30 protein-coding genes (1 of these 30 only partly in view) are annotated in these 26,266 nt (G+C 44.9%); 25 read left to right on the top strand and 5 right to left on the bottom strand.

Translation table 11 applies throughout. The features are described 5' to 3' along the window. Window positions 1-56: 56 nt before the first annotated feature. Together HBNXNv_RS01630 and HBNXNv_RS01625 are read left to right on the top strand one after the other, a co-directional pair. Window positions 57-794, top strand: coding sequence for a S24/S26 family peptidase (locus HBNXNv_RS01630; protein ID WP_347721097.1), 738 nt, complete (start codon window positions 57-59; stop codon window positions 792-794). A 39-nt stretch (window positions 795-833) separates the two neighbouring features. Next, window positions 834-1,169: a transcription factor S gene (locus tag HBNXNv_RS01625; RefSeq protein ID WP_347721096.1), complete on the top strand. Its 336-nt coding sequence runs from the start codon at window positions 834-836 to the stop codon at window positions 1,167-1,169. Window positions 1,170-1,183: 14 nt separating this feature from the next. Here the strand turns inward: HBNXNv_RS01625 and HBNXNv_RS01620 are convergent, their stop codons facing one another. Both HBNXNv_RS01620 and HBNXNv_RS01615 read right to left on the bottom strand, forming a co-directional pair. Further along, on the bottom strand, window positions 1,184-1,807 hold the full coding sequence (locus tag HBNXNv_RS01620; protein WP_347721095.1) for a hypothetical protein: 624 nt from the start codon (window positions 1,805-1,807) through the stop codon (window positions 1,184-1,186). A 31-nt stretch (window positions 1,808-1,838) separates the two neighbouring features. Further along, window positions 1,839-2,075: a hypothetical protein gene (locus HBNXNv_RS01615; protein WP_347721094.1), complete on the bottom strand. Its 237-nt coding sequence runs from the start codon at window positions 2,073-2,075 to the stop codon at window positions 1,839-1,841. A 31-nt stretch (window positions 2,076-2,106) separates the two neighbouring features. Here HBNXNv_RS01615 and HBNXNv_RS01610 point away from each other — a divergent pair, with 31 nt between their 5' ends. Beyond that, window positions 2,107-2,436, top strand: coding sequence for an OB-fold nucleic acid binding domain-containing protein (locus tag HBNXNv_RS01610; protein ID WP_347721093.1), 330 nt, complete (start codon window positions 2,107-2,109; stop codon window positions 2,434-2,436). Window positions 2,437-2,451: 15 nt separating this feature from the next. Then, window positions 2,452-3,204, top strand: a complete 753-nt coding sequence (pcn, locus tag HBNXNv_RS01605) for a proliferating cell nuclear antigen (pcna) (RefSeq protein ID WP_347721092.1) — start codon at window positions 2,452-2,454, stop codon at window positions 3,202-3,204. Between the two features lie 108 nt (window positions 3,205-3,312). Here pcn and HBNXNv_RS01600 read toward each other — a convergent pair whose 3' ends face one another. Then, complete coding sequence (locus HBNXNv_RS01600; RefSeq protein WP_347721091.1) at window positions 3,313-3,996, bottom strand: class I SAM-dependent methyltransferase; 684 nt, start codon at window positions 3,994-3,996, stop codon at window positions 3,313-3,315. 85 nt (window positions 3,997-4,081) lie between these two features. Here HBNXNv_RS01600 and HBNXNv_RS01595 point away from each other — a divergent pair, with 85 nt between their 5' ends. From HBNXNv_RS01595 to HBNXNv_RS01500, 20 genes are all read left to right on the top strand, one after another. Beyond that, entirely contained in the window at window positions 4,082-5,488 is a 1,407-nt protein-coding gene (locus HBNXNv_RS01595; protein ID WP_347721090.1) for a DNA primase small subunit domain-containing protein, read from the top strand. A gap of 19 nt (window positions 5,489-5,507) precedes the next feature. Then, window positions 5,508-6,176: a DNA replication complex subunit Gins51 gene (locus HBNXNv_RS01590; RefSeq protein WP_347721089.1), complete on the top strand. Its 669-nt coding sequence runs from the start codon at window positions 5,508-5,510 to the stop codon at window positions 6,174-6,176. Window positions 6,177-6,188: 12 nt separating this feature from the next. Then, complete coding sequence (gene pyrH, locus HBNXNv_RS01585) at window positions 6,189-6,827, top strand: UMP kinase (RefSeq protein ID WP_347721088.1); 639 nt, start codon at window positions 6,189-6,191, stop codon at window positions 6,825-6,827. A gap of 43 nt (window positions 6,828-6,870) precedes the next feature. Then, window positions 6,871-7,173, top strand: a complete 303-nt coding sequence (locus HBNXNv_RS01580) for a 50S ribosomal protein L44e (RefSeq protein WP_347721087.1) — start codon at window positions 6,871-6,873, stop codon at window positions 7,171-7,173. 8 nt (window positions 7,174-7,181) lie between these two features. After that, the gene (locus HBNXNv_RS01575) at window positions 7,182-7,355 is read left to right on the top strand and encodes a 30S ribosomal protein S27e (protein ID WP_347721086.1); all 174 of its coding nucleotides are present in this window, start codon (window positions 7,182-7,184) and stop codon (window positions 7,353-7,355) included. Window positions 7,356-7,448: 93 nt separating this feature from the next. After that, entirely contained in the window at window positions 7,449-8,204 is a 756-nt protein-coding gene (locus HBNXNv_RS01570; protein WP_347721085.1) for a S1 RNA-binding domain-containing protein, read from the top strand. 4 nt (window positions 8,205-8,208) lie between these two features. After that, window positions 8,209-8,352, top strand: coding sequence for a nucleolar RNA-binding Nop10p family protein (locus HBNXNv_RS01565; protein WP_347721084.1), 144 nt, complete (start codon window positions 8,209-8,211; stop codon window positions 8,350-8,352). 19 nt (window positions 8,353-8,371) lie between these two features. Next, complete coding sequence (locus HBNXNv_RS01560; protein WP_347721083.1) at window positions 8,372-9,148, top strand: proteasome assembly chaperone family protein; 777 nt, start codon at window positions 8,372-8,374, stop codon at window positions 9,146-9,148. Window positions 9,149-9,153: 5 nt separating this feature from the next. Next, window positions 9,154-9,318, top strand: coding sequence for a DNA-directed RNA polymerase subunit K (locus HBNXNv_RS01555; RefSeq protein ID WP_347721082.1), 165 nt, complete (start codon window positions 9,154-9,156; stop codon window positions 9,316-9,318). Window positions 9,319-9,363: 45 nt separating this feature from the next. After that, a complete protein-coding gene (locus HBNXNv_RS01550) occupies window positions 9,364-10,485 on the top strand; it encodes an enolase C-terminal domain-like protein (protein WP_347721081.1) in 1,122 nt (373 codons plus the stop codon). Window positions 10,486-10,488: 3 nt separating this feature from the next. Further along, window positions 10,489-10,698: a hypothetical protein gene (locus HBNXNv_RS01545; protein WP_347721080.1), complete on the top strand. Its 210-nt coding sequence runs from the start codon at window positions 10,489-10,491 to the stop codon at window positions 10,696-10,698. A gap of 39 nt (window positions 10,699-10,737) precedes the next feature. Further along, entirely contained in the window at window positions 10,738-11,391 is a 654-nt protein-coding gene (gene rpsB, locus HBNXNv_RS01540; protein ID WP_347721079.1) for a 30S ribosomal protein S2, read from the top strand. A 167-nt stretch (window positions 11,392-11,558) separates the two neighbouring features. Next, the gene (locus HBNXNv_RS01535; RefSeq protein ID WP_347721078.1) at window positions 11,559-12,362 is read left to right on the top strand and encodes a hypothetical protein; all 804 of its coding nucleotides are present in this window, start codon (window positions 11,559-11,561) and stop codon (window positions 12,360-12,362) included. A gap of 25 nt (window positions 12,363-12,387) precedes the next feature. Continuing rightward, the gene (locus HBNXNv_RS01530) at window positions 12,388-12,618 is read left to right on the top strand and encodes a hypothetical protein (protein ID WP_347721077.1); all 231 of its coding nucleotides are present in this window, start codon (window positions 12,388-12,390) and stop codon (window positions 12,616-12,618) included. Between the two features lie 87 nt (window positions 12,619-12,705). After that, complete coding sequence (gene rpl7ae / locus HBNXNv_RS01525) at window positions 12,706-13,083, top strand: 50S ribosomal protein L7Ae (protein WP_347721076.1); 378 nt, start codon at window positions 12,706-12,708, stop codon at window positions 13,081-13,083. Window positions 13,084-13,103: 20 nt separating this feature from the next. Further along, window positions 13,104-13,280, top strand: coding sequence for a S1 domain-containing protein (locus HBNXNv_RS01520; protein WP_174603578.1), 177 nt, complete (start codon window positions 13,104-13,106; stop codon window positions 13,278-13,280). Window positions 13,281-13,284: 4 nt separating this feature from the next. Then, a complete protein-coding gene (locus tag HBNXNv_RS01515) occupies window positions 13,285-13,440 on the top strand; it encodes an eL24 family ribosomal protein (protein WP_347721075.1) in 156 nt (51 codons plus the stop codon). A 123-nt stretch (window positions 13,441-13,563) separates the two neighbouring features. Beyond that, window positions 13,564-13,950, top strand: coding sequence for a hypothetical protein (locus tag HBNXNv_RS01510; RefSeq protein WP_347721074.1), 387 nt, complete (start codon window positions 13,564-13,566; stop codon window positions 13,948-13,950). Between the two features lie 58 nt (window positions 13,951-14,008). Then, complete coding sequence (gene infB, locus HBNXNv_RS01505) at window positions 14,009-15,766, top strand: translation initiation factor IF-2 (RefSeq protein WP_347721073.1); 1,758 nt, start codon at window positions 14,009-14,011, stop codon at window positions 15,764-15,766. Between the two features lie 31 nt (window positions 15,767-15,797). Continuing rightward, window positions 15,798-16,976: a hypothetical protein gene (locus HBNXNv_RS01500; RefSeq protein ID WP_347721072.1), complete on the top strand. Its 1,179-nt coding sequence runs from the start codon at window positions 15,798-15,800 to the stop codon at window positions 16,974-16,976. Here the strand turns inward: HBNXNv_RS01500 and HBNXNv_RS01495 are convergent. Together HBNXNv_RS01495 and HBNXNv_RS01490 are read right to left on the bottom strand one after the other, a co-directional pair. Then, window positions 16,973-17,953 (bottom strand): DUF7544 domain-containing protein, encoded by a 981-nt coding sequence (locus tag HBNXNv_RS01495; RefSeq protein WP_347721071.1) that lies wholly within the window; start codon window positions 17,951-17,953, stop codon window positions 16,973-16,975. The two genes, HBNXNv_RS01500 and HBNXNv_RS01495, sit on opposite strands and share 4 nt — an antisense overlap. 39 nt (window positions 17,954-17,992) lie before the next feature. Further along, on the bottom strand, window positions 17,993-21,742 hold the full coding sequence (locus HBNXNv_RS01490) for a hypothetical protein (protein ID WP_347721070.1): 3,750 nt from the start codon (window positions 21,740-21,742) through the stop codon (window positions 17,993-17,995). A 122-nt stretch (window positions 21,743-21,864) separates the two neighbouring features. Between HBNXNv_RS01490 and HBNXNv_RS01485 the strand changes: the two genes are divergently transcribed. Then, a protein-coding gene (locus HBNXNv_RS01485) for a helicase HerA domain-containing protein (protein ID WP_347721069.1) crosses the window boundary here: on the top strand, window positions 21,865-26,266 show its 5' end (the start). It continues 22,241 nt past the right edge of the window; 4,402 of the gene's 26,643 nt are visible here — the first part of the coding sequence; it begins with the start codon at window positions 21,865-21,867; its stop codon lies beyond the right edge, outside the window.

Genomic DNA, 26,266 nt, shown 5'->3' with positions numbered 1-26,266 from the left:
TTTCCTGATTTTAGACAGGGTTAACTCAAAAAAGAGAAGTTACAAAGTTTTTCTTCATGGATTTCCAAGAGAGATACAGCGATTTTAGAGATCAGTTAACAGAACTAGACGATATATACTTTATTTTTCTGGCAATTCTACTTGCATTTGGCAGCTTGCAGACAGCAGGCGCAGTAACAGATACTCAGAAGCCAGTTGTTACAGTTGTATCTCCCTCAATGTGTCCAGATCTACAGGTAGGCGACATACTATTTGTAAAAGGCACAGAATACGAGAATGTAGAAGAAGGCGACATAATCGTGTACGATGTCCCTGACAGAGCAGAACTCACAATTAATGGAGAAAAAATCGTACTCGAAAAAAATACAACAGAATTCTCGAAACAAGAAACCTCCCTCGGAACCCTCGAACTACTGGAGGTAAGGCCTTCAGCTGATAGAGACCGCGACAAAGTACTCTTATCCCTGAATGGCAGTGCTCTGCAACCACTTCAAGAGGGAGAGGAATACAATATTGAAGGCCGTGACGTTAGCGTGGATTATGCAACAGATCTTCCTGTCGGAGATATTCCAATTGTCCACAGAGTAGTCAGGAAGAATAACAGCAGCCTGGAAACACTGGGCGACGCCAACTCAGGACAGCTGGAGTTCGAGAAAGAGGTGAGGCCCGACCAGATCCATGGAAAAGTTTTCTTCAAGATTCCGCGTCTAGGCCTTATCAAGCTGTATGCTATGGATCTGGCTGGTTATGCAGGGGATCGACCCTTGGTAATTGACAATACTCCTTCGTGCTAGGTAGTTAATTTAAAGATTGGTCATGTAATCTATGGCAATATGGACTTCTGTGATGAATGCGGAGGAATGCTTGTCTCCCAGAAACAGGACGGTCAGACAGTCATGGAGTGCCGTGACTGCGGACATGTCCAGGATGTTGATGGCGGAGACTACAAAGTAACTGAAGAAAAAGAAGACGACCCTATGGATCGCCTGAACGTGAATGAGGAAGGCGGAGAAGAGTCAACAAGACCAACCACCAAGAAAGAATGCAAGAAGTGTGGAGAAGAAACAGAGCAAGAATGGTGGATGGAACAGACAAGAGCTTCGGACGAGCCTGCAACACGATTCTACAAGTGTCGTGAATGTGGAAACGTCTACAAGGAGTACGACTAGAATAAAATTATTTTTTACTCCTCAATCTCTACTTTTTCAGCGTTAACCTCATCAGCAATAGCGTTAACAGAAGTTCTCAACTTGCTCAACTCTTTATCAATCTTTGAGGCCCTGTTCTTGAACTTGGACTCTTCAACCTTGCTATCAAGATCCCACTCCTGACGATTACTGTCAAGAATAAACTGTTCTTCAATCTCGCCGACCTTGGACTCGATCTCATCAACTCTATCGAAAACCTGGCGATCCTGATCCTGAATCTGGCTTTCAAGCCGGGAAATGCGTTCCTCAAGACTTTGAGCATCTGACTTCCTGTCCTTCAACTGCTGCTTCAGACCAGCGATCTCATCCTGAATACTGTTCTTACTATCATTAAGCTGTCGCAGCTTCTCATTCTGCTTGGACTGAATCCGGCTCAACCTTCGGAAAATACGCTCAAGATCATTCAAATCACGCTTATTCTGATCAATATCATCCTCTAGGCCTTCAGGCATACTCTGCTGGAGAGAATTAAAACGAGTTTCAAAATCCTGCAAAGCATTATCCATAGCATTTACATGCGATTGAAGAGAATTAATCTGCTCCTCAAGCTCGTGAGCCTCGGCAGCAGCTTCCTCTCCTTTCTTGCCAAACAAGTCCATACAAAGAAATTGAAAATGCTGGTATTTAATCCTAGTGCCGATCCCGCCAATCAATCAACAAAATCTCAGCACCACCGATAAAAACAGCAAAACTCAAGGCCATCAAAACAGCAAAAAGCTGATACTCACCAGGATTATAGCTGTAAATACCCTGAGAAACCCTGTAACCAAGATAAACGAAAAGGCCTAGAAAAGACAGAAAACCTCCCAGAACCATAAACTCTCCAAGAGGCCTGTTATGCAGTATTTTCTCTCGAACCTTCCCCATATTGAAATAGTTTTATCTCACGGTATTTATTATGCCCGAGAACCAAAGACGAGCGCCGGCAAGGCCTAAAGATATCGAGGAGATCGACCCGCAAAAAGATATTAGAGTAAGAGTAGTTGGAACAGTAATCTCAGTTGACAACGACTCAGTTACAATCGACGACAGCACAGGCTCTGTAGAGGTATTCCTGGAAGATGAGGTCATGGAAGATCTTGAAGAACAGCAGAGAATTCGTGTGCTTGGACGAGTACTGCCAACTCCTGACAGCTTCGAAATACAGGGAGAGATAGTGCAGAGCTTCGAAGACGTCGACCCAGAAACCTACGACAGCGTTAAAAAAGTTGTTAACACTTCTGAGTAACATAGGTGAGGGAGGGTGTTTAAAGCAGAAATCGAAGATGTTGGACTTCTACAAGACTCCATGAAAACCATTTCAGATCTAATCAGTGAAGGCCTATTCCAGTTAAAGGATGACGGCATTCACCTGGTTGCAGCAGACCCTGCAATGGTAGGACTAGTAGATTTCCACATCGAAAAAGACGTATTCGAAAATTACGAACTTGATGAAGAATCAAAAGTAGGTCTAAATCTAGAAAATCTATACTCAATTCTTCGAAGAGCAAACAGCGACGACGTAATCACTCTCGAAGTAAAAGACGATGAATCCAAGTTTTACATCAATATGGAAGGCCGCAGCACAAGAAACTTCTCGCTGCCAATCCTCAACCTTTCAGAGGACGACATTCCATCAACAGACCAACTTGAATTCACATTCGAAGGAGAACTTGAGACCGACGTACTGGAGAGCGCAATCAAAGACGCAATGGTAGTCTCAGACTCAGTAACAGTAACAGCCTCCAAGGATAGGATCGAGATAGTAGCTGAGGGAGACCAGTCCGACGTAGACTTCAAGATCACAGAGGACTCAGACGGCGTAATCGAGCTATCAGGAGAAGAGGCCAAATCCATGTTCAGCCTCGACTACCTGTCCAAAATGATCGGCGCAAAGAAACTAAGCGACACAGTAACCGTCAAAATGGCCGACGAATTCCCAGTAAGACTGGAATTCACAATCCCAGACGAAGCCAACCTAAGCTTTGTACTGGCACCACGCATCGAAGAAGATTAGCTTCTTCGCATGCTCTAAGAAGCATCTCCTGATGCTTCGTCACGAATTGAAGAGGATTAAAACCCTCAAACATTTCTCTTTCATTTCTATTCTATCTACAAAGAAAAACTACTCCGATTCTACGCCGAAGTAAACTACCGAGTCGAGAGAGCCGGAAAAAGCATCCTGCATCTTCTCAACAGCATCAGTAAACAGTTCAGACTCAGACTCTCTGTAGGCTCCGAAAGGAATCGGAAAGTCGCTCTGAACTTCAAAATCAAGGCCTTCAAGCCAACTCTCAACTTCCTCATCACTGTGAAGAGTGCTGTCAGCAGGCATATAGCTGCTGTGCTTCGACATCCTGTTATTGTATACTTTACGACCGCTTGACTCGCTGAAAACATCAAATACAAAACCTTCCTCCGCAACACGATTCATCTCATCCACAACATCTTCTTCATCGCCAACGAGATGGAAAAGCCGTGGCGCAACCACATAGTCAAACGCATCATCCCTGAAAGGAAGTCTGTGGGCATCAACACGAACGGCATCCTCAACACGGCCACTATCAACAGCAACCTGAAGAGGCTCCTGCTCAATATCCGCACCTACAGAATCATACTCGTCAAGATACTCTGAAAGCAAAGCCGGCCCAGAACCAAGCTCAAGAACACTATCACCAGGCTCGGCACCAAGGCCTTCAAGAAGCTCCTCAAAATTCCTGTTCTGCCTTTCCAAAACCTTTCTTCCGCCAGTCGAGCTATACCTTTTCTCGACATAAGTCTCTGGGTCTCTGTATATTTCTTCCGGCATACAGCTTCTATACGTAAGAAACTTTTTTATCCGAAACCTTCACCAGAGGCCGGGATTTTTACAGTTTCCTACCACAACTATTTACATGTCAGAGGAGGGGGACGACCGGAGGCCACAGGACTGGAAAATACGCCAGTACTACGAAAAAGAAGGCCTTCAGGAAAAAATTCTTGAAATCGCAGAATACCGAGAGATCGCCCCCACCTACCCAAACGGTTACGGTAAAAGACCGGATGCTATTAACTTCCCTGGTGACTTCCAGGCACTGGTAGAGGATGGCGCAGTAGCATTCCACTCCTCTGTAGAGAAGTGGCGCAACCCTCTGCTGATCGACAATGTTTCAGACTTGAATCAGCTACGTGAGGGCTGGGATCTAGTAATAGATATCGACTGCGATCACAGCTTTGATCTCGCAAAAGATACTGCCGAACTTGTAATCCGTGAACTAGAGGATCACGGCATAGAGAACATCAGCGTAAAATTCTCCGGCAACCGCGGATTCCACATAGGAGTCAGAGGAGAGGCCTTCCCTCAGGAGATCGACCAGCAAGAAATCTCAGACATGTACCCTCGGCTTCCAAGAGGAATAATTGACTACATACGAGACAATCTCCGAGAAGAAATGATGGAGCTGATCAAAGAATACGGCCTGGAGGAGAAGATGGAGACCGATAACGGGAAAAAACCTTACAGAGTCTCCGATATCGAAAACGACTGGGGCCAACGCCACCTGTTCAGAATGCCATACAGCCTACACGACGGAAGCTGGCTAGTCTCACTCCCAATAGAAATAGACCACATACAAGACTTCAATAAAGAAGAGGCTGAAATCGATAACGTAGACTTCGAGACAGATTTCCTGTCAGAATACGAACAGGGAGAGGCCACAAACCTTGCAGTCCAGGCTATGGACTTCCTGACAGAGAAAGAAGAGGAACGGAAGGAAGAGATCAAGAAAAAACAGGATCGAGACTTCGAAAGGCCTGATGATGCAATTCCTGAACAGCATTTTCCTCCTACAATAAAAAATATTCTGGAAGGCCTGGAAGATGGCAGGAAAAGAGCATTGTTTATCCTGATTAACTTCTACCGTACAGTAGGGTATTCTTGGGAGGAGATAGATTCCAAGATCTGGGCCTGGAATGAGAGGAACAAGGAGGAGCTTGGAGAGACCTATGTAAAGTCTCAACTCCGATGGCATAGAAACCGTAGCGAGGACGTTCCTCCACCTAACTATGACTCCAACGGCTATTATCAGGATATGGGCGTCTATGAGGGAGACAACCTTGAGGAAAAAGTCTCGAACCCTGTAAGCTATGCATTCAGAAAAGCTAATCGAAGACAGGACAGCAACTCGGACTCAGATTCCGAAGATAGCGATGAACAGGAAGTGCTTGAATGCCCCTACTGCGGGAAAGAGTACAAGTCAGAAGGCTACTACAAGAAACACGTTGAGCAATGCAATGAAGACCTAGAGGTAAAAAAACTTTAGCAGGTGAAAACTACATAAGATGTCAGACAACGCGTTAACATTCAGTGAACTCAGAAAGATACAGAAAGAAGAGAAAAGAGAAGAAGACATAACAGAGCTAGGAGACGACTTTCTACTCCGCGTATCAAACTACCTGAGATCCAAAAAAGAAAGCTCAGGCGAAGGAAGAGAATACAGAAACGCAAAAAGAGTATTCGAAAAAATAATATCGCTCAGAGAAGACAAAATAGTCAAAAACGCAAAGATATCAGTCAAAACAGAAAGTCTGGGCTCAGACAAAAAAATGCTGCCCAGAGAAAAAGAACTCTACAGACAGCTCAAAGAAGTATTCAACGACCACCGCAGCAGAGTAGACGAAATAGTAGAAGACAGCAGCGTAGAAAAACTCGAAAAAGAAACAGAAGACGAAGCAACTGAAGAGGCCGAAGTAGAGGAACCAGCGGAAGAAAAAGAAGAAATTAAAGAAGTTAACAAACTCGCAGCTGAGGAAGAAACCGAGGAAAACGAGGAAGAGGCCGAAGAAGAACTAGAAGAAGGCTACACACGTGTAGAAATAACATCAGAAGTACCCGAATTTATGGGCACCGATCTGGAAACCTACGGGCCTTTCGATCAAGGAGACCAGGCCGATCTACCGGACGACAATGCAGAAATACTTGTCAACCGTGGGAACGCAGAGGAAATGTAAAAAAATACTAAAATGGTATCAAAAGTCTACGCCGTCAGCGGATCACTCATCACAGAAAACCTCAACCAGCTAGGAGAACTAGCAGAGGCCCTGGAGAAAAACGAAGACCAGATACTGGTTGTCACAGGAGCAGGAGGCCTCAAAGAATACATCTACTCAGCAGGAGAATTCGGAAACCAGGGAGAGCAGGATCTTGTAGGGATTGCAGCCACAAGACTGAATGCAAAAACCCTGATGACCGCGATGGAGGCCTACCCAGACACACCAGAAACCGCAGAAGAGATCAGAACTGCGGCCTCCACAGGCCTTAATGTTGTTATGGGAGGACTGACACCAGGACACTCAACCGACGCAGTAGCAGCCATCGCAGCAGAACTTCTCGAAGCCGACCTATACATTGCAACAAGCATCGACGGAGTATACAACAAAGATCCTGAGGCCGACGACGCAGAAAAACTGGATGAAGTAACTCCGTCAGAACTCAAGGAAATAATCGATGGAAACAACGAGGCCGGGAAACATGAGTTAATCGACTCAACAGCCGTCGAAATAATCGAAAGATCAACCACGCCAACCAAAATATTCGAGGGATCCTTCCAGAATATCGAAAGGCCTGACGATGCGGAAGGCACCAGAATAGTTCATAGGTAAAAACTTCGGAGGCCTTTTAAAGTTTAATCTCGGGTATCAGTGTATGGTAAAGATTCCAAAAGAGCAGAGAAGGTACTGTCCTCACTGCGATGAACACACGGAGCAGACAGTTAAAGAAGTAACTAACCGCTCCGCCAGTCCTTGGAGTAAAAAGGCAAGAAAGAGACAGAGAAAGATCGACAACGGATACGGATCATTCCCATACGAGAATCCGGCAAACAGAAGCCGTGGTGGATCAAACCCAACATCTGGAAAGAAAGATCTAGAATTCAACTGCAAGGAATGTGGCAAATCATGGAAACCTAGAAACGCAATTCGAGCTGCAAAGTTCGAAATCGAAAGGTGAAACCAATAATGGCAAGAAACTTTGTAAGAGTAAAATGCAGTGAATGCGGCAACGAACAGACAACATTCTCCCGAGCATCCTCAGAAGTAGAATGCTTAGTATGTGGAGAGGTTCTAGCACGTCCAACAGGCGGAAAAGCCGAGTTCCCAGGCGAAGTAGTCAGGGAACTTGCAGTAGAGTAAAATCTACTTTCCCCAAATATTTCTTTTCTAAACTTCTAACTCAAACATCTCAGGTTCGATTCTCTTTTAAAAATCACTTATCATCTTGTCACCATGCGCTGGTACAAAGACAAACCTGATGAAGGAGACTTCGTAGTAATAACCCTAACAGACGTAGACAAGAACTCTGCATACGCAGACCTAGACGAATACGAAGACCTAACAGGCCTGATCCACATCTCAGAAGTATCAAGATCCTGGATCCAGGACATCAGAAAAGAACTGAGCGAAGGCGAAAAAACAGTAGCACAGGTAATCGATACTGAAGACGACAACATCAGCCTCTCCATCAAAAGAGTAAACGACAACCAGAAAAGAGAAAGCATGGCCCGATGGAAAAAAGAACAGAAAGCCGAAAAATTCATCGACGAACTAGCAGACAAGCTAGGCCGAGAAAAAGAAGAACTATACGAAGAAATCGTCTTCCCAATGCAGCGCGAATTCGGATCCAGCTTCCACGGCTTTGAAATCGCCGAGGCCCGAGAAGAAGACCTGAAAGAGCTTTTCGACGAAGAAGTAGTCGAGGCCGTACAGGACGTTGCTCGTGAAAACATCAACCTCAAACAGGAGAAGCTTGAAGGAGAAATAGAGATAGCCTTTGACCAGAGCGACGGCGTAGAAAGACTGAAGGAAGCATTATCCGAAGTAGAGGACGGCGTGGAAATAAAATACGTATCAGCACCAACATACGCAATAACAGCCTGGGGAAGAACCCAAGAACTAGCAAAGAAAAGAATGGACGAGTCTGTGAAAACTATAAGAGAAAAAGCAGACGACCTCGACGGCCAGTTCGAATTTAACAGGGCATAATACGATGATTAAAAAGTGTCCAGAGTGCAATTCTTACACGTTGAAGGATGAACACTGCGGCGAAGAAACGGAGAGCGCAAGGCCTCCAAAATTCTCATTTCCAGACAACTACGGAAAATACCGCAGAAAAATGAAGAAACAATCCTGAAACCAAAGGTGAACTACACATGGGAAAGACCACAATCAAAATGACAGCTGAACAGGAAACAGAAAACCCTCTATTCATAGAAGGACTAGCAGGTGTAGGCCACATAGGAAGAAACACTGTCAGCTACGTGGCAGAAAGCCTGGAAGCAGATAAAATAGGAGAAATAACTTCAAGCCACTTCCCACCATACGCAATAGTAAACGACGACAAAACAGTAAAGACAATCAAAAACGAAATCTACGAACTCAAAAGAGAAGACCAACAAGACATTGTCTTCCTAGAAGGAAACGCACAGGCCAACAACCCAGAAGGCCACCACGAAGTAGCAGACAAAGTAATGGATCTCGTAGAAAAAGTAGGAGCAACAGAAATAGTAACAGTAGGAGGCTACGGAACAGGAGACGTAGTAGAAGAGCCAGAAGTAATGGGTATCACTACAGAAAAAGACTTGCAAGAAGAATACGAAGAAAACGGCATAACATTCGAACACGACGTAGACCAGGTAGTAGGAGTATCAGGCCTACTACTGGGGCTCGCACAGGAAAGAGGATACGAAGGCCTCTGCATACTAGGAGAAACACCAGGCTTCCTCCTCAGCGATCCAAAATCAACAGAAGAAGTCATCAAAGTAGTAGAAAGCATAATCGACGCAGACCTCGACTACACAGACCTGGACGAAAAAGTAGAGGAAAGCCAGGAGATCCTTAAAAAGATTAGGAACCTGAAAGAAAAACAGGGACAGGGCCAAGAACAAGACGGACAAGGACAGGCCCCAGACCTGGGATACATAGGATGATAACAATGACAGAATACACAAGATACGAACAGGCCCGAATCCTCGGCGCCAGAAGCCTGCAGATCGCAATGGGAGCACCATCCTTCGTCGACACAGAAGGAGATGAATCCCCAATAGACATCGCCAAGCAGGAAATGGAAGCAGACAAACTTCCAATCACAGTAAAGTAAGGGCAATACCCTACTTTTTATTCCACTTTTCTCATTAATTCTAACATGGAACTCCGAAATATAGAGCTCAGACAGATAATTGATTCAAGGACAAAACCAACCGTAGAAGCCGAAATAAACAATTCCTACGGAAAAGCACCGTCCGGAGCATCAACAGGAACACACGAAGCCAAATGCTTCGTCCCAGACCACCTGGACAACATCGAAAAACTAATACAGAAGCTAGAAGGCCGGGATCTTTCCCAGGAAGAATTCGACAAAGAACTACACAATATAGACGGTACGAACGACTTCTCCAGACTAGGAGCCTCCGCAATAGCCTCCAGCTTCGCATTCAAAAACGCAGAAGGATTCGAAAACACAGAAAACTTCCCACTACCACTGAGCAACGTAATAGGCGGCGGAGAACACGGAGGAAACACAAGCATACAGGAATTCCTCGTACTACCAGTCAACGCCAAAACATTTCCCGAAGCCATAGAAACAAACAGAAAAATCTACCAGGAACTCAAAGAAAGATACGCATCAAAAATAAAAGGAATCAACGACGAAGGCGCACTAATCACATCCATGGACGACGAAGCAACACTCCGCGCGCTGAAAAAAGTAGCTGACAAATATGAAGCACGAATAGGCCTTGACATAGCAGCTTCAGAGTTCTACGAAAACGAAAAATACCGTATGACCTCGCTAGGAGAAGTCAACACGCCTGAAGAACAACTGGAATTTGTACAGATGCTGATAGACGAATTTGAACTCGTATACGTCGAGGATCCATTCGATCAGGAAGACTTCAAAATGCACGCCAAACTCACACGCCAGAACCCAGAAGTCATGATCTGCGGAGACGACTTATTCACAACAAACAAAGAAAGACTCCAGGAAGGCATCGACAAAGACTCCTGCAACTCCCTGATCGTCAAACCCAACCAGATCGGAACAGTCACAGACGCACGTGAAACCGTAGAACTAGCGAAAGAACACGACTACACGCCAGTCATCTCACACAGATCCGGAGAAACCTGCGACAACACCATCAGCGACCTCGCACTCGAATGGGAATGCCCAGTCATAAAGGCCGGAATAGCAGACATCAGAATCGCCAAACTAAACAAACTACTAAGACTCTGGGACAAATCAGACAACCCAGAAATCAACATGGCCTGAAAAATGAAGAAACACAACAAAAAAGCACTCAAAAACGCGGCCGCAGGAATAGCCACAGTACTCTTCCTAGGCCTCCTGGTCGACATCATAGCACCAGAAACTCAGGCCGGCCAATGGCTACGATTCATCACACCGCTAGCAACAGGAACAGTAGCAGGAATCTGGATATACTGGAAACTATCCGAAGAAATCGAACACGAAACAACCCAATGAATCGAGCCGTATTTAATATTTGTCTTTAAATAGCCGTGTATGAGCGAAGAGGAAAACATGCTGGTCGATCGAGAACAGTACCTTGCCAATGGAGTCCACATTGGAACCAAGGCCCAACACACATCAATGGACAAATACATCTTCCACGTAAAGAAAAACCAGTTGGCAGTTCTCAACCTAGACAAGACAGACGAAAAAATAAGAGAAGTAGCAAAAGTACTTGCAGACTACGATCCAGAAGAAATACTAGTCGTAGGCCGAACAGAACAGGCCAGAACACCAATCAAGGCCTTCAGCAACGCAATCGGATCACAGCTAATCGACGGCCGATTCATGCCAGGAACACTAACCAACCCGCAATCAGAAAACTTTGTAGAGCCTGAAATCGTCGTAGTATCCAATCCAGAAGAAGACGCACAGGCCATCCAGGAAGCACACGATACCAACATTCCTGTCATCGCGATTGCAGACTCAGAAAACGAAATAGAAGAAATCGACCACGTAATTCCTGCAAACAACAAAGCAGAAAACGCACTAGGCCTAGTCTACTTCCTGCTCGCCAGAGAAATGGCAGAAAGAAACGGAGAAGACTTCAACTACGAAGTAACAGACTTCGGAGCAGAAATCAAGGAGGTAGAAGAACAGGAAACAGAAGAAGTCGAAGAAGAAACAGACGAAGAAGACGAGGAGTAAAAACCCTCACACATTTTTCCCTCTCATATTCTCTTATCATATTCTCTTAACCTTTCAACCATTCTATCCGCGCAGTATAACTTTCTGAGAACTGTTTCCATCCAGTAACTCTTACAGGCCTGTAGCCAGTTTATTTAAACCGGGAAGAGAATCATTACCATAGGGCTATGTTTAATCTGGGAAACGATGACAAACAGAAACTGAAAGAGAACATGGAGGAAATCAAAAACCTGGTAAACAACGAAGGAGGAAACAACCAGGCCGACAACAATCAAGAGGAACAGGAATCAGAACAACCTGACTTCTCACAGATGAACCAGGAAGCAGGAGACGACAGCGAAGACACACAGAACCAGGCAGAACAACAAGATTTCCAGCAGAACAACCAGCAAAATACTCAGCAAGAACAGTTCTCAGGAAGCCCATACGATAAGAATAACGAAAACAACGAAGAATCCGGAGACAGATCCCGGAACCAACAAAACAATAATTTCTCACAGCCTGAAACATCAGGACAACAAGATCAGGCCTTCCAGCAGCAGGACACAGGCTCGGATCAGCAAGGATTCCAGCAAAACAACCAACAGAACAGTCAGCAAAGCAATAACTTCTCGCAGCCAGAATCCCAGGCCCAGAATTTCTCGAACAACGAAAACAATAATTCTCAGCAGGTATCTCAGAGAACACAGCAAAGAAAACAGTCAAGAAACAGTCCTCCAAAGTCAGCAGACTTCTCAAAAGGAAAAGAGGACTCAGAAACAATCTTCCTGACAGTCGAACACTTCGACCAGCTACAGGACAGAATCGAGGAAATGCGCTACCTATCCAACGAAATAGAAGACGTAGTAGAACACCTCGAAGCAGGAGTAAACGAAGACCAGAGAACAGAAGGAGAAGCACAACAACTTCTGGAAGACTTCAGCACAAGAAGAGACCAGGTAGAAGACATCGTATCCTCACAGGAAGAATAAAAACACTAGGCCAGGAGATAACCATATGGAAGACAGAAAACAGATAGAGGCCTTACTAAGCGAATACCGAGACGCCAACTCCGTACTCGAAGAAGCACAATTTCTCAAAGACAAACTTGTAGAAGCACTAGAAGAAGTACCTGCAAGAACCGAGGCCCAGAAACACAACCTCAACCTTCTAATCCGCGAACTGGAAGAAGAACTCAACTGGACAGAGAACGAGAAACTAGCCGAATTCGACCCAGAACAGCAATAATTACGAAAGGACCGGGTATAAAAAAGTTCTCTTCTCTTTGTGTTTTACAACCTTGATGAAATCTATTCATAGAGAGGTAATCCAAAAATGACATACCAAAAATTCGAGCCGGAAGAAACTTTAGCAGAACAAACCTACGACGCAGTCGAAAAAGCTGCAGACACAGGAAAAGTCGTTAAAGGAACAAACGAAGTTACAAAAGCAATCGAAAGAAATAACGCAGACCTAGTTGTAATCGCTGGAAACGTTTCTCCAGAAGAAATCGTAATGCACCTACCTGCACTATCCGAAGAAAGAGACATCTCATACACATTCGTCCCAGACAAAGAAGAACTCGGACTAGCAGCAGGCCTAGAAGTACAGACCGCAGCCGCAGCAGTAGTAAACACCGGCAGCGCAGACGACGATGTACAAGACATCGCAAACAAAGCAGCAGAACTCCTCGAAGCAGAAGAGGAAGAATAAACCCCCATCAGTGATCAAAAATGGTAATGGCTAAAATCATCGAAGTAATCGGAGACCAGGGCCACAGAAGCGTACGAAAAGTACGATGCCGAGTAATAGAAGGAAACGAAGAAGGAAAAATCCTGGTAAGAAACGTAAGAGGCCCAATCCGAGAAGACGATGTAGTACACATCAAAGAAACGGAGATGGAGGGATAGAACAATGGCAGACTGTGACTACTGCGGCGAAGAAGTACCAAAAGGACAGGGCAAGATGCTCATCCTTAACTCAGGAGAAAGACTACATTTCTGCTCCGGAAAATGTGAGAAGAATCACAGAAACAACCGGAGCCACAAGTACCCTGAAAAAGAGAACTAAAACCAGTTCTCAACCCTTATTCTTCATTTTCTCCTATTCTTCATCCTTACAAAACCTATTTCTTCATGACCCCTCATTTTTCCCCCAGTGTAAATTTTTATCACTTAGGAATAGAGACATATTATGGATAATTTCGAGAAAGCTGCTTATCACCTTTTAGAGGACGAGATGACTCCTCAAAAAGCAGTTTCACTGACCCAAATCGGTACAGAAATAGAAGAAGATCATGAACTATACGATATAATAGAATACGAGGTTCAGCAATACCTTGAAGATACTGAAGACGAACTGAAAGGCTTTTCCAGTACCGGAGAAAAAATAGAGATCTCCGAAGTGAGAAACATTCTGCAAGAGAGACGAGAAAAATTCAAGAGCGCCATAGAGACAGCATACGGCAACCTAGATGAATCAGACAGAGAAATGATCGATAACGTACAGCAAAGCTACCTAAACACGATCAGCCAGGACATCACCCGGAACGGAGAACCAGTAAAAATTCTAGAAGAATAAAACCCCAACTATATCCTTCTTAAAATTTCACCAGAAAACCTATTTCAGGTGTAAAAAGATGCCTCGCCAGCCAATTCTATCAGTACTGGGTCACGTAGACTCAGGTAAAACAACACTACTAGACGACATAAGAGAATCCAAAATAACCGAAGGCGAGGCCGGCGGCATCACACAGATGATCGGTGCCACAGAAGTACCAATCGAAACACTTGAAGACGTCTGCGGAGGCCTACTGGACCAGCTTGAAGCAGACATCACCATTCCAGGCCTAATGTTCATCGACACACCAGGCCACGCAGCATTCTCATCACTACGAAAAAGAGGCGGCAGCATCTCCGACATCGCCGTAGTAGTAATCGACATAGAGGACGGAGTACAACCACAAACAGAAGAAGCCCTGCAGATCCTCCAGGAAACAAACACACCATTCGTGGTAGCACTCAACAAAATAGACAAACTCAACGGCTGGAGAACAGAAAAAGAACTCTTCACACAAAACATCCAGCTACAGCAGGACCACGTTAAACAACAGTTAGACGAAAAAATCTACGAACTAATGGGCGAACTCAACGAATACAACGTAGTAGCCGACCGATTCGACCGAGTAGACAACTTCCAGCAAAAAGCAGCCATGGTACCAATCTCCGCAAAAACAGGAGAAGGAATCCCCGAACTACTAATGGTAATAGCAGGCCTCAGCCAAAACTACCTGGCCGACGAACTAGAAATAAACGAAGGAATGGGCCGAGGAACAGTACTAGAAGTATCACAGGAAAAAGGCCTCGGCACAACAATCAACGTAATCCACTACGACGGAACAATCAACAAAACAGACAAACTAGTCTACGGAACAGCATCAGGAGTAAAAGTAACGGACATCAGAGCCCTACTGGAGCCAAGGCCTCTACAGGAAATCAGAGAAGACAAACACTACAACGAAGTAGATACTGTAACGCCAGCATCAGGAGTCAAAATATCAGGAAAAGATCTTGAAGGAGTAATAGCCGGCGCTCCAATCAGGACATGCAGCGAAGAAGAACTCGAAGAAGCTAAACAGGAAGTAGAAGACGAACTGGAAGCAGTAGAATTCGAAACCAAAACACACGGAGTAGTCGTAAAAGCAGACTCACTCGGATCACTGGAAGCACTAATGCGAGTAGTAGAGGAAAGCGACATCATGGTACAGAAAGCAGAAGTAGGCCCAATCAACAAAGGCGACGTCGTAGACGTACAGAACGAGGAAGCCGAAAACCAGGCCATATTCGCATTCAACACAGGAATGACCGACCAAGGAGAACTCGCAGTCAAAGACAAAGACATTAACGTATTCCAGAGCGATGTAATCTACGAAATAATCGATAACTACACAGAATGGAAAGAAGAACTTGAAAGAAAGAGAAGGGAAGAAGCACTTTCCAACACATCAAGGCCTGCAAAAATCAGGCTTATGCCAGACCACGTATTCAGAAGCAGTAATCCAGCAGTAGTAGGAGTAGAAATAGTCGAAGGAGTACTCTCTACCGGCAGCAGCCTGATGGACGAAGAAGGAGACAGAATCGGCCGAGTAAAAAGCATCCAGGAACAACAGGAATCCATCGACGAAGCAAACAAAGGAGACGAAGTCGCAGTATCAATAACCAACGCAACAGTCGGCAGAAACATAGAAGAAGGCGACATCCTCCTATCAGATATCACTGGAGAAGACTACAGGAAACTCCAGGAACTCGAAGACCTCACAACAGCCGGCGAAAAAAAGGTCCTGGAAGAAATAGTCGAACTCAAAGACAGAAAAGATCCACACTGGAAACTGGGCTAGCTACATATTTCTTGAGGCCCAAATTCTCACCATGGGATACGGCAAACTCGCAAAAGGAATAACAGAAGACGAAGCCCGGAGAAAGCTGGAAAAAGTAATGCCCAGCCAGGAAAGAAAGAAGAAATTCCACGGAGCCTCACCACCAAGCGTATTCATAGGCAGCCACAACTATCCCAAAGTCAACACAGGAATTCTATCACCACAACACCTCGGAAGCTCCGAAATGATGGACTCTCCCGACGGATGGTATAAGGAAAACTACTCAATCGAAAAAATAGCATCACTCAGAACATCACTAGTCAACTCAAAAAAGAAACTTAAAGTACAGCAAACAGACAACTTCGTCGACAACACCAGAGAAATAGCAATGGCCCGCAAACCAGTAGACATTGAAGTAGAACTTGACAAAAGACCAGGAGCAAGCATCAGCGGAGGCCGCGTCAAACCAGTATCCGCCAGCGGAGACATCAAAGAATTCCTGCTGGGAGAAAACCCTTCAGTCGAAAAACAGGTAGAGAAAAAATTCTACGACACGGACGTAAAGGCCGAAACCGCCGTAAAAGAACTGACTGACAAAGACGTCGACGTATACAAAATACAGCAAACCCTATCAACCGGAATGCTGGGCCAGGAAGATAACAGAAAACTGGTGCCAACAAGATGGGGAATCACAGCCTCAGACGACATGGTATCAAAGAAAATCAGAGCACAGATCAAAAACAATCAGGAACTGGGAGAAATCAGATACTTTAACAACGAATACGTAGGAAACGACTTCCACATCTTCCTCATCCCTGGAAAATGGGAGTACGAACTAATAGAACTCAAAAGGCCCGGATCCGTATGGAACGCAGCCAAAAACACATACATAGCACAGAACTACGAACCATACCAGGGCCGGACAAGCTACGCAGAACAAACAGCAGGTGCATTCTACGCAGCAAGACTCGGAGCACTCGAATACCTCAACAGCATCAACAGACAGGCCAAAGTACTCATAATCAGAGAAGTAAAACCAGAATACTGGGCACCACTAGGAGTATGGGTAATTCGAGAAACAGTAAGAAACGGATTCGACGAATACAGAGAAATCGACAGCTTCCAGCAAGTAAAGAAAATGATAGGCCACGAATTCAAATTCCTGTACCGAAGACTGAAAAAAGAAAGTAAGATGCTGGAAAGCCGTCAAACATCCCTCAGCAACTTCTAACCCTCAACGGCCTCTTCCTGAGTCAAATCATCGTAGACCAGGATAGAATAATATCTGAAAAATGTTGTAGCAGGCCCATTCAGGAAGTAAATAACTGAAGCCAACCACAGGATAATTCCAGCTACCGCTGCCACAATTGCCAGTGGCTGAGCAATCCAGTAAAAGACCAGCGCAACCAGACCTATAGGCAGTATCAATAGAAGACCTAGAAGCAGTCCTGCAGATGCCACAGCTATCTGGAATAGTACTCCAAGAACCACTTTTGCAATAACGTAAAGGCCTACTTGCCTCCACTCATCAACAATCATATCGTAAAGCTTTGCCCACGAGGCCATCACTCCTCTGTCAGAATCTATCATTAGCAGAGGAATAAAGTCGGTAGTGAGCTGGAAGAATACAGCCGCTGCCATTATCAATGGAATGGCAAATAAGATAGTGAAGATAGCGAAAAATGGATTAACAAATACGGGAAGAACGAGAAGACCTCCAATAGCTAGGAATGCAAATACGGCCGATACCTCAAACACGAAAAGCTTGAGGCCTTTGAAAAAGTGTTTGACGAAATTGCTCCTAATCCTCACATCGTCATCCAGCAATGATTGATAGTATACAAAACCGAATACAGATCTCAGAACTCCAAACAGAAGGCCTATTCCTAGTACTCCGAAAATTATACCAAGCAAAACAATATTGGTTAGACCTAGACCGTCTACATTTGCCAGTTCAACCCTCATATCAGGCAGCCCTGGACCATCTATATTCGCTAGGCCAAAGTCTGTGTTAGCAGCCATATCCTGGTCATGCATACCAGAATCCGGAGAGCCAGCATAGTTGCCTCCAAATCCTGGGAAAGTAAAACCTCCTACAAAGAAAGCCATAATTGCAATTCTGGCCCATAGCCTCCAATCAAAAGGCAACAGTAGTTCACGAGTTCGTTTAGCTGCTTCCTCAACTTCCTCTAGCGCATACCATCCCATAGAAAGTCAACGGGCCACGATTGTTAAACATGTTTCGGCCTATGCACTGCCCTTGATCTCCTCAAGCTTACTATTCAACATCTTCTGCAAATGATCATTATCAGACCTCTCCATAAACCTGTTGACAATACCCTCAATATCCTCACCGAACGCATTGACAATATCATCCTCAATACCTTCCTTAATCAAGTCCATAGCAAGATACAACTGGACGCCTCTCATCAAACTGATCTCAGAATAGAAAAGATCCTCAGACACATGATTAGAGTAGTTCTTCATCTCATTATAGTACTCTAGGGCCTTTGCCGGACTCTCATGGTAAATAGACTGTCTGAATCTTCTTGAATAAAATCTGAACAACAGAGAGTTCTTGACAAATAAGATAGGGCTTCTGAAAAACAGGGTTGCTACAACCAGGCTCAGCAATGCCGCAACAATAAACCTGCTGGAACCTTCATCCTCACGTGGAACCTCTGAGTCATACTCGACATTAAAGTTCTCAACCTCCCCACCACAATCAACAGAAATACTGTTCAGGCCATCCTCCAATTCTACCTCATAGCTTAAATCAGATGTAAATTCCGAGTAAACCTCACGGCCATTTCTGGAAACCGTACACATAACAGGCCTGTTTAGCTTTGAGGATACAAGAGCACTTCCATTACCTGAAAGATCAATGGAATCAACAGTACTGTTTACATCCAGAACCTTCAACTCTCTTTCAAGCAAGGCCGGCGCAGAATAATTACTTAGGTTAAGACTGTAATTAGACTGTAAAGAAACACTCTGATTAAATAATTCTACCAGAGTACTGTTCTGTTCATCTATGACTACCGGAGTAAGATCCCCACAGTAATTAACATCGAGTGTGGAGTTAGAAGGCCAGACAGTTCTTGTAGCTGAACCACAGGAAGCTCTCTCATAGGTATAATTCTCAGCATCCAGGCCATAATCGGAAACATCTGAGATATTTCTGAAGTCCTCGAGAGAATAGTTCAAGTATTCCGGCTCGGGTTCAGGCTCCGGCAGAATGATAGCTCCTCCAGAGTCCTCTTCCTGACCACCAGAACCTCCACCGCCTTCCGGCTCAGGCTCGGAAACAGCTATCTCAACCTCCTCCACCTGATCCAGGCCATTAACCGACGAAATCACACATGAAACAGTAAAAGTTCCTGACTGCTCAGCGGTAAGAGACCAGCTGGCCTCCGAGGAGTTCTGATAAGGGATATTGCCGACATCCTGAGTCTGATTACCCGAAAGCGCAAATGCAGAGCCAGGATAATCCAGTGAGAAAGTTGTATTTCGCAAAGTAGTATTCTGAAGAACGTTTCTAGTAGAACAAACTAGATCTGTAGAACTCTGAGGCTGCAAACTTGTGCTGGACACATTAAAGCTATCAACAGTTTTCAACTTCATAGGAACCGAATAAGCCGCTGTCTGCAAAGTCTCCATAAACATACCCTGCGTATCAGGAGCAGAACATGCATAATCCTCCTTCCAAGGCCCACACTGGCCCGAACCAGTAGTATTATCCACCAAGCCCTGATAATAATCAGAATAAGAATCATTATTTCCATATACAAAGGTATCATGTGCAAAGGCCACAGAAGAAGTATACTCATCTGCAGTGCACTCACCAGAGGTACAGGAATTGATCAAGCTCTCCGTCCAGTTCAATGCCTGATCGCTGTAATTAGTATTATTGTATAGAACTGAGGCCTCCCACAGAGCACCTGCGAGAACTTTGTTCTGAGAGCCCTGAACTCCAGCCTCAGAGAGATTGACTGCGATATCTCTGTAGGTCTGATTGCCTGTAATCCTGTAGGCCTCTGAATAACCACCAATCATCGCGGCCTGGCCCTTGGAAGAATCACAGCTGAAATCACCGGCCCATACATCGCAGTCCTCCGCACTACCTCGCGTATAATTCTCAGCTCTTACATAAACAGTACCGTTACCGGTCTCGGAGTAAAGATCCCACATGGACTCAATCAAATTACCCTGCTTGTAACTACCAGCCTCCTCCGAGGCCTCCTCACGATAACCTCCCGTACCACAATCATAATCACCATCAACAGGATCACAGTTCGCACTGGCGCCAATGAAGTCCACATAAGGCCCGTAAAACAGTTCATAAATCCTGCTCTGATAGCTGTCAGAACTACTGTATATCTGGGTATAGCCAGACAGCATCTTTGCCTGGTACCCCTCATTGTCACAGGCCAGAGGATCATCAGATAAATCACAGTACTCGCCCTCAGGCAATGTCTCCATCCCACTAGATGCGAAGGCCTCCGTCTCCTCCAACAAATCATCATTTCTAGAGTTCAAAGCAAACCTGAGAGACCCATTCTGTGGGAAAGAAAGGTTCTGAGTCTTAAAACGGTATTCATAGACTCCCTGCTCAAGAGAGTTATTTTCAGTTAAGAAACAATCTCCAAACCACCCTATATCACAGTTAGTCCAGTTGCCACCAACCTGGCGAAATTGGACAGAAGTATTCTGTACCATCCCCTCAAAATCAGCAGTTACAGCTACAGGATCTCCTATACGATCCTTCTCCAGCACTCCGCCATTGGAAACATCCTTAGTATTATTCTGGAAAGCAAGGTACTTTTTTAGCAAGTACTTGGAGGCCCTGCTCTGATTCAGCGGATTAGAACAGGTGCTGTTAACATCCTGCAGGCAAGAAGAGTTCATATCCTGATAACCATTCCTATAGTATCCATACTCCTCGGTACTGAGAAATCCAGACCAGTAAAACTCTTTCTTCATGAAATTATCAGAACAGTTCTCACATGAGACCTCTCTAGCCAGCTCTCTCGCTCTCTCCCGGTAACTATCTTCACCAGTGATTTTATAGGCCTCTGTAAGAGCCTTTCCAAACAGAGAATGGTTATAATCAAGCTCAAGAAGTTTCTCCGCCTTATTCAAGTAAGTAGAGTTGCCTGTTACCCTGTATGCAGTTAGGTAGCCCTGAGCCATTCTTCCCTGACCCCAACCAGTCGTACAGTTATAACTCGAATTCCAGACATTACAGGACTCCTGAGGAGAACCCTGAGAATAGCCTAGGGCCAGATCCCTAACAGAACTGTTATCTGAAACACTGTAAACCTGCCAGAGGCCCTCAATAAGCGCTCCCTGCCTGACAGAAGATGGAACACCGCTGTCTGAAATCTTGGTACCACAGTTAAATGTCTGACAACGATAAGCAAAAGTCTCACCATAAGGCTTGGAAGAGAAGTTTAAGGCCCTGTCAAGATATGTCTGATTGGCCGTGGCCTTGTAATACTGAACAGCGGAAATCATTCGCTCCGACTGATAATTTTCGTACTCGCACGTGAAATCGCCGTAAGGACTACACAAACTGGAGCTGGAATTCTGATTCTGGAACTTCAGGCCTTTCGCGAGGACAGAATCATTTCTGGTGCCTGCTACAAAAGTGAAGTGATTATCTGGAAAGCCATGATTTTGGGAGACATATCTGTAGTAGTAAATTCCATTAGGCCTGTCAAAACTCACATTGACAGAGTAAGTAGAGTTAGATGAGTAAGTCAGATTCTGGCTACTCCAGTCAGTATATGGAGATGAAATCCTGATTTCGGGATCCACAAGGCCGGTGTCGTTCTCTACCGTGAAAGTGGCCTGACCTGTCGTAGTATTATAGAATACTTGAGGATTCTGAAATCCTGAAGCCGCACCTAGCCCTGTGAAACACACCAGCAATACCAAAATACAGGCCTTAGTCCATAAAGCTGTTTTTGTCGGTAGAGAGCGGCTGAAAATCATAAAACCTACTATATATTGAATTGACTCGCGTCGTTTATAATTAATGAGGAGAAAATAGTAGCGCTGGCGGTTTTTCGCCGGCAGTCTAATTTTTTTATACTAGCTTAAGGAACTATATCTTAGTGATCACTTCTAGACTGAGAGGCAGCCTCAGCGACGATTTAGGCAAGCTGGTAGTAGGTATAGCTTTTGCTCTAATACTGGCTGGAAGCATCGCAGGTCAAACAGATGCAAATATAGCTGATGCAGTTTCCCAATTTAGAATTTCTGACGGCTCAGAAGCCGGCAACTGGACTATAAAGTTTAATTCAACCACCAATAGCCAGCTAGATATAGATGTTATCGATGGGCAAGATAGCCTCAGCTTGAACAGGATTGAATACCGACAGGATGGATCCTGGGTTGAGACAGATTCATCGGGCACAGTAGCAGGAAACGATATTACTGCAGACTGGAATGGCCAGAGTAACTCTTTCGGAAGAATAGTATTTGACGTCAACCAGTTCGGAGACTACAAGGCCAATATTAGTATAGGAGGAGTAACCAGAACCGTCAGTGGAAGAGGTAAGGCCGAACAGGACTCAACAAGAATAACCTTGAACGAAGGCCTGGTAACTCAGACACTTTGTTCCTTCTCATCAAACTTCTGGGCCTGTAATCCTTCAGGAGATTCGACAAACTACGATCCAGGATACGAAGGAGAAGTACTGAATCTCGATCAAGATACTACACGAAGCTTTGATATTCCTGGCGACAGTAGCGTACAGAATTTCAGCATCAAACTATCAACCCTTGAGAGCAGGCCTCTTCTCACACTGACAGGAACAGGAATGGAGTTCGCCGACATCCAGGGAGATTCAAGAGATGAAATGGTGGTTCTTGATGGCACGCAGGTCAAGGCCTATGACTCTTCAGGAAACAGCCTCTGGAACTACACTTCCAGCAACGATGTGAACGGAATCTCATCAGGCAACATTGACGTCGTGACAAACAAGGAAGAAATAATTCTAACAACAAATGCAGGAGTCAAGGTTCTGGATACAAACGGAAATCTCATATGGAGCACATCGGATACAAGCAGCTACTTCAACGTAGACAGCGGAGAACTCTCATCACAGAACATTTTCTACACCAACGACGATGGCTCAGCAGAAGACTTGATCTGTACAGGATGCGGAGGCCCAGTAAACGTAGAGTATCCATTCAATATTTCACAGGAAAATGGAACAGTCTACCTGAAAACCGCTGTCAACAAGTACAGCGATCAGGGCTCGCTGAAAGTAGAGGTTGGAGGCCAGAACTACACGGTCGACACCAGCGAAGTAACAGAGATGGCCGAAAGAAGACTGAACGACGTAAACGTAGATGGTATGGCCCGATTCGATGGAAGAAATCTCACTATGGAAGTCGAGCAACCAGGTTTCTCAGCCGAGAAGTACTACTTGGAACTGCCTCTTGCAAAGGAACCTGGAGCCGAAGGCCTTGCACAGATAGAACTGAATGGAAACACCTACAATGTAAATCTTTCAGAAGTTAGCAGTACCACTAGTGAAAATGTAAACAGGTCAAGTTCAGATGGAGAATCTGTAGTGCCTGTCTCTGACAATCAGATTCCAGTTAATACTACTATTCAGGATAATGCCAGCACGTATGTCTCAGTTGCACTCAACAGTATCGGTGGAGAGATTTCTGATCTAGAGTTCGAGTTGAATGGCACAACCTACCCTATTGACTCAGGGCAAGTAACCGAAACAGCCAAGGAAATCTACAGTGCAGAAGATGGAGCAGGTGAAAACCTGACAGACATACAGAATCAGGCGACATTCAACCTATTCTACAATATCCCTTCCGATATAGAGGCCGAGAAAGTATACCTCAGAACAGCATTGAACTATGAAGGATCGAAAGGATCTCAGCCATACTTCGTCATAAATGGAAATAGATACAATATCAGCACAGATGAGATCCAGGAGACAAGCACAGTAGTAAGATCTATCAATGACGGAGAGGCCGACAACTCAACATGTATTGGATGTAATGGAGGCGGAAATCCTGATCCTTACTTTGATCTTACCGCTCTCGACGTCGAAAGTCTACAGGCCCAGGAAGCAACAGTTTCAGCAAAAATGTGTTCGGTAGGAAATGCTTCCTATGACCTGCAGCTAGGAGGTCCAGGTACAAACGTAAACAAGCAGATTAACACTAGCAAGATACCTTCCTGTAACACTACTGGAAATACTACTGGCGGAGAGTGGGTTTCCACTCAAATTGACACGTCTTCACTGAACAACGACGTAATATTCTACGAATGTTCTAACTGTAACAGCAGTAGCTACTACGAAATGTTTGGAGACAACTCCACCTCAGGTAACTCCGAAATACTTACAGACGATGCCCTCGAACCACTTCCATTTGACTACATGATCAACGTAAGCACAGATTCATCGCTGGACTTTGACTGGGTAGAGACAGAAGTCAACAAATCAGATATTGCCCAGGGAAGAAACGTTACGTACAACTGTGAATCCTGTGCTACAGACAGTTCATTCAACCTCATAAAGGACTCCAGCACGACAGGCCACTCATACTACCAAGGCAATCTAACATCAGGAGACTACATGGTGCAGGTCTGGACTAATACATCTACAGAATACAACTGGGCTGGTACAGAACTACCATCAGATGAACTAGGCCAGAATCCGCTATCAGTAACATGTGACTCATGTACGACAGGCTACAATCTGATCGAAGATAATCAAACAGGCCTCATGAGGAAAATCACTCAGATACCTGTCAATTATTCGATGGTAAAGACAGAAGTTAGTGGATCAGATCTAAACTCAGATTCCACTGTAGAACTTAGCACAGACTCAGGGGCAAACGCCTTCATCGGCACCTCAACGAACTCAGGGCTGACCTCAGAAGTAAAGACAGAGAACTACACTTACGAAAGAAGAACAGGATCTGCCGCAAGAACATGGACCAATACCAGCCTCGAATACACATGGGTAAGGACAGAGGTAGACGGTCAGGACCTGAACGAAAACGAGAACATTACATATTACTGTGAAAGCTGCTCAGACAGCTACAACCTGCTACTTGACTCAAGCTCAAGCACGGCGACATACACACAGGGTCAAAAACTTTCCGAAGGCCTACTGCTAAGAACAGACGTCTTCGGATCCAACAGAGGAGATGAAATAGTTGTTTCCAAGTTCGGTGGAACAGTAAGAGCACTAAACAGTACAGGATCCGAGATCTGGAATTACACTGCAGGCAGCGAGATAACCGATGTTGAAATCGGAGATACATCAAGCGGGACAACAGGAAACGAAATTGTAGTAGGAACAAGGAACAAGATTGCAATCCTTGACTCTTCCGGAACACAGATCGAAAGATATCCTCCGACAGGCGACACATGGTTCAGATCACTGACAACAACACAGGTAAGCGGAGGAAGCACAGGAAAAGAAATCATCGGAGGAACAGAAGACCAGAGAATAATTGCAATCGACTCAGACGGCACACAGATCTGGGAGAAAAGCTACAGCTCCAAAGTAGAAAGCCTTGAATCAGGAAACATTACGAAGGCCTCAGAAAGCAGCATTCTGGCAGGTTTCAGGAATGGAACAGTACTCCTTATGGAGCCTGATGGCACACCAATCAACACATACGAATACAGCTCGCAAATCCAGGAACTCAGTAAAGGAGAGATCGGAAGAGTAGCAGGAAAAGAAGTAGGAGTCACAACCTCAGAAAACGACATAATCAACCTATTCTCAGTACCAGAAAACCTGACAGTAAACATAGGAAACGACGGAGACAACGAATACTCAGAAACAGGCCTCTTCTTCGGAGAAACAACCCTTACAGGCAGCAACTTCACAGACGAATTCAACGATGAACTCGGCCAGTGTAGCAACTTGACATGTACAATAGACATTGTCTTTGGATCCGACAGCGGCGGAAGAGTAGAAGTCTCAGAACCAAGAGTAGAATACGAATACAACTTCTCAGATACGTACACACTGCAGGAAGACGTGACAAAGTGGGCCCAGAGAACAGGCATTTCAACAGGCCAAGACATCATGTTCAATGCACTGCAGGTAGCATACAGCAGCAATCCTGCAGTACCAGTAAGAGTAGAAAGCCTTTACCTTCCAGATACTCTCTCAACAGAAGGATCACAGGAAGTAGTATTCAACGGTAGAAAGTACTCTATAAGCGCGCCATACCTTCCTCTGCCAGGAGACCTAGCATACATCCTAGACCCAGATACACCAATCAGATCAGATGACTACATCTGGTACGAAGAAGGAATGAACGCAACACCAGTAGTCCAGACTAAATCAAACTTCAGCAGAGGATCACCATCATACCAGAACGTGACAGTGTTCAGAAACACTTCTAAAACATCAGCAACATTCAGAAATGTCACAACAACAATTGCAGTCAATGAAAGCAAGATAACAGACAACGTATTCATCGAAGTTGACTGGGATCAGGATGGAACATACACAGATA

This window comes from Candidatus Nanohalovita haloferacivicina (assembly GCF_029232205.1).
GTDB classification, from domain to species: domain Archaea; phylum Nanohalarchaeota; class Nanosalinia; order Nanosalinales; family Nanosalinaceae; genus Nanohalovita; species Nanohalovita haloferacivicina.
This window is presented reverse-complemented; position numbering and strand designations above follow the sequence as displayed.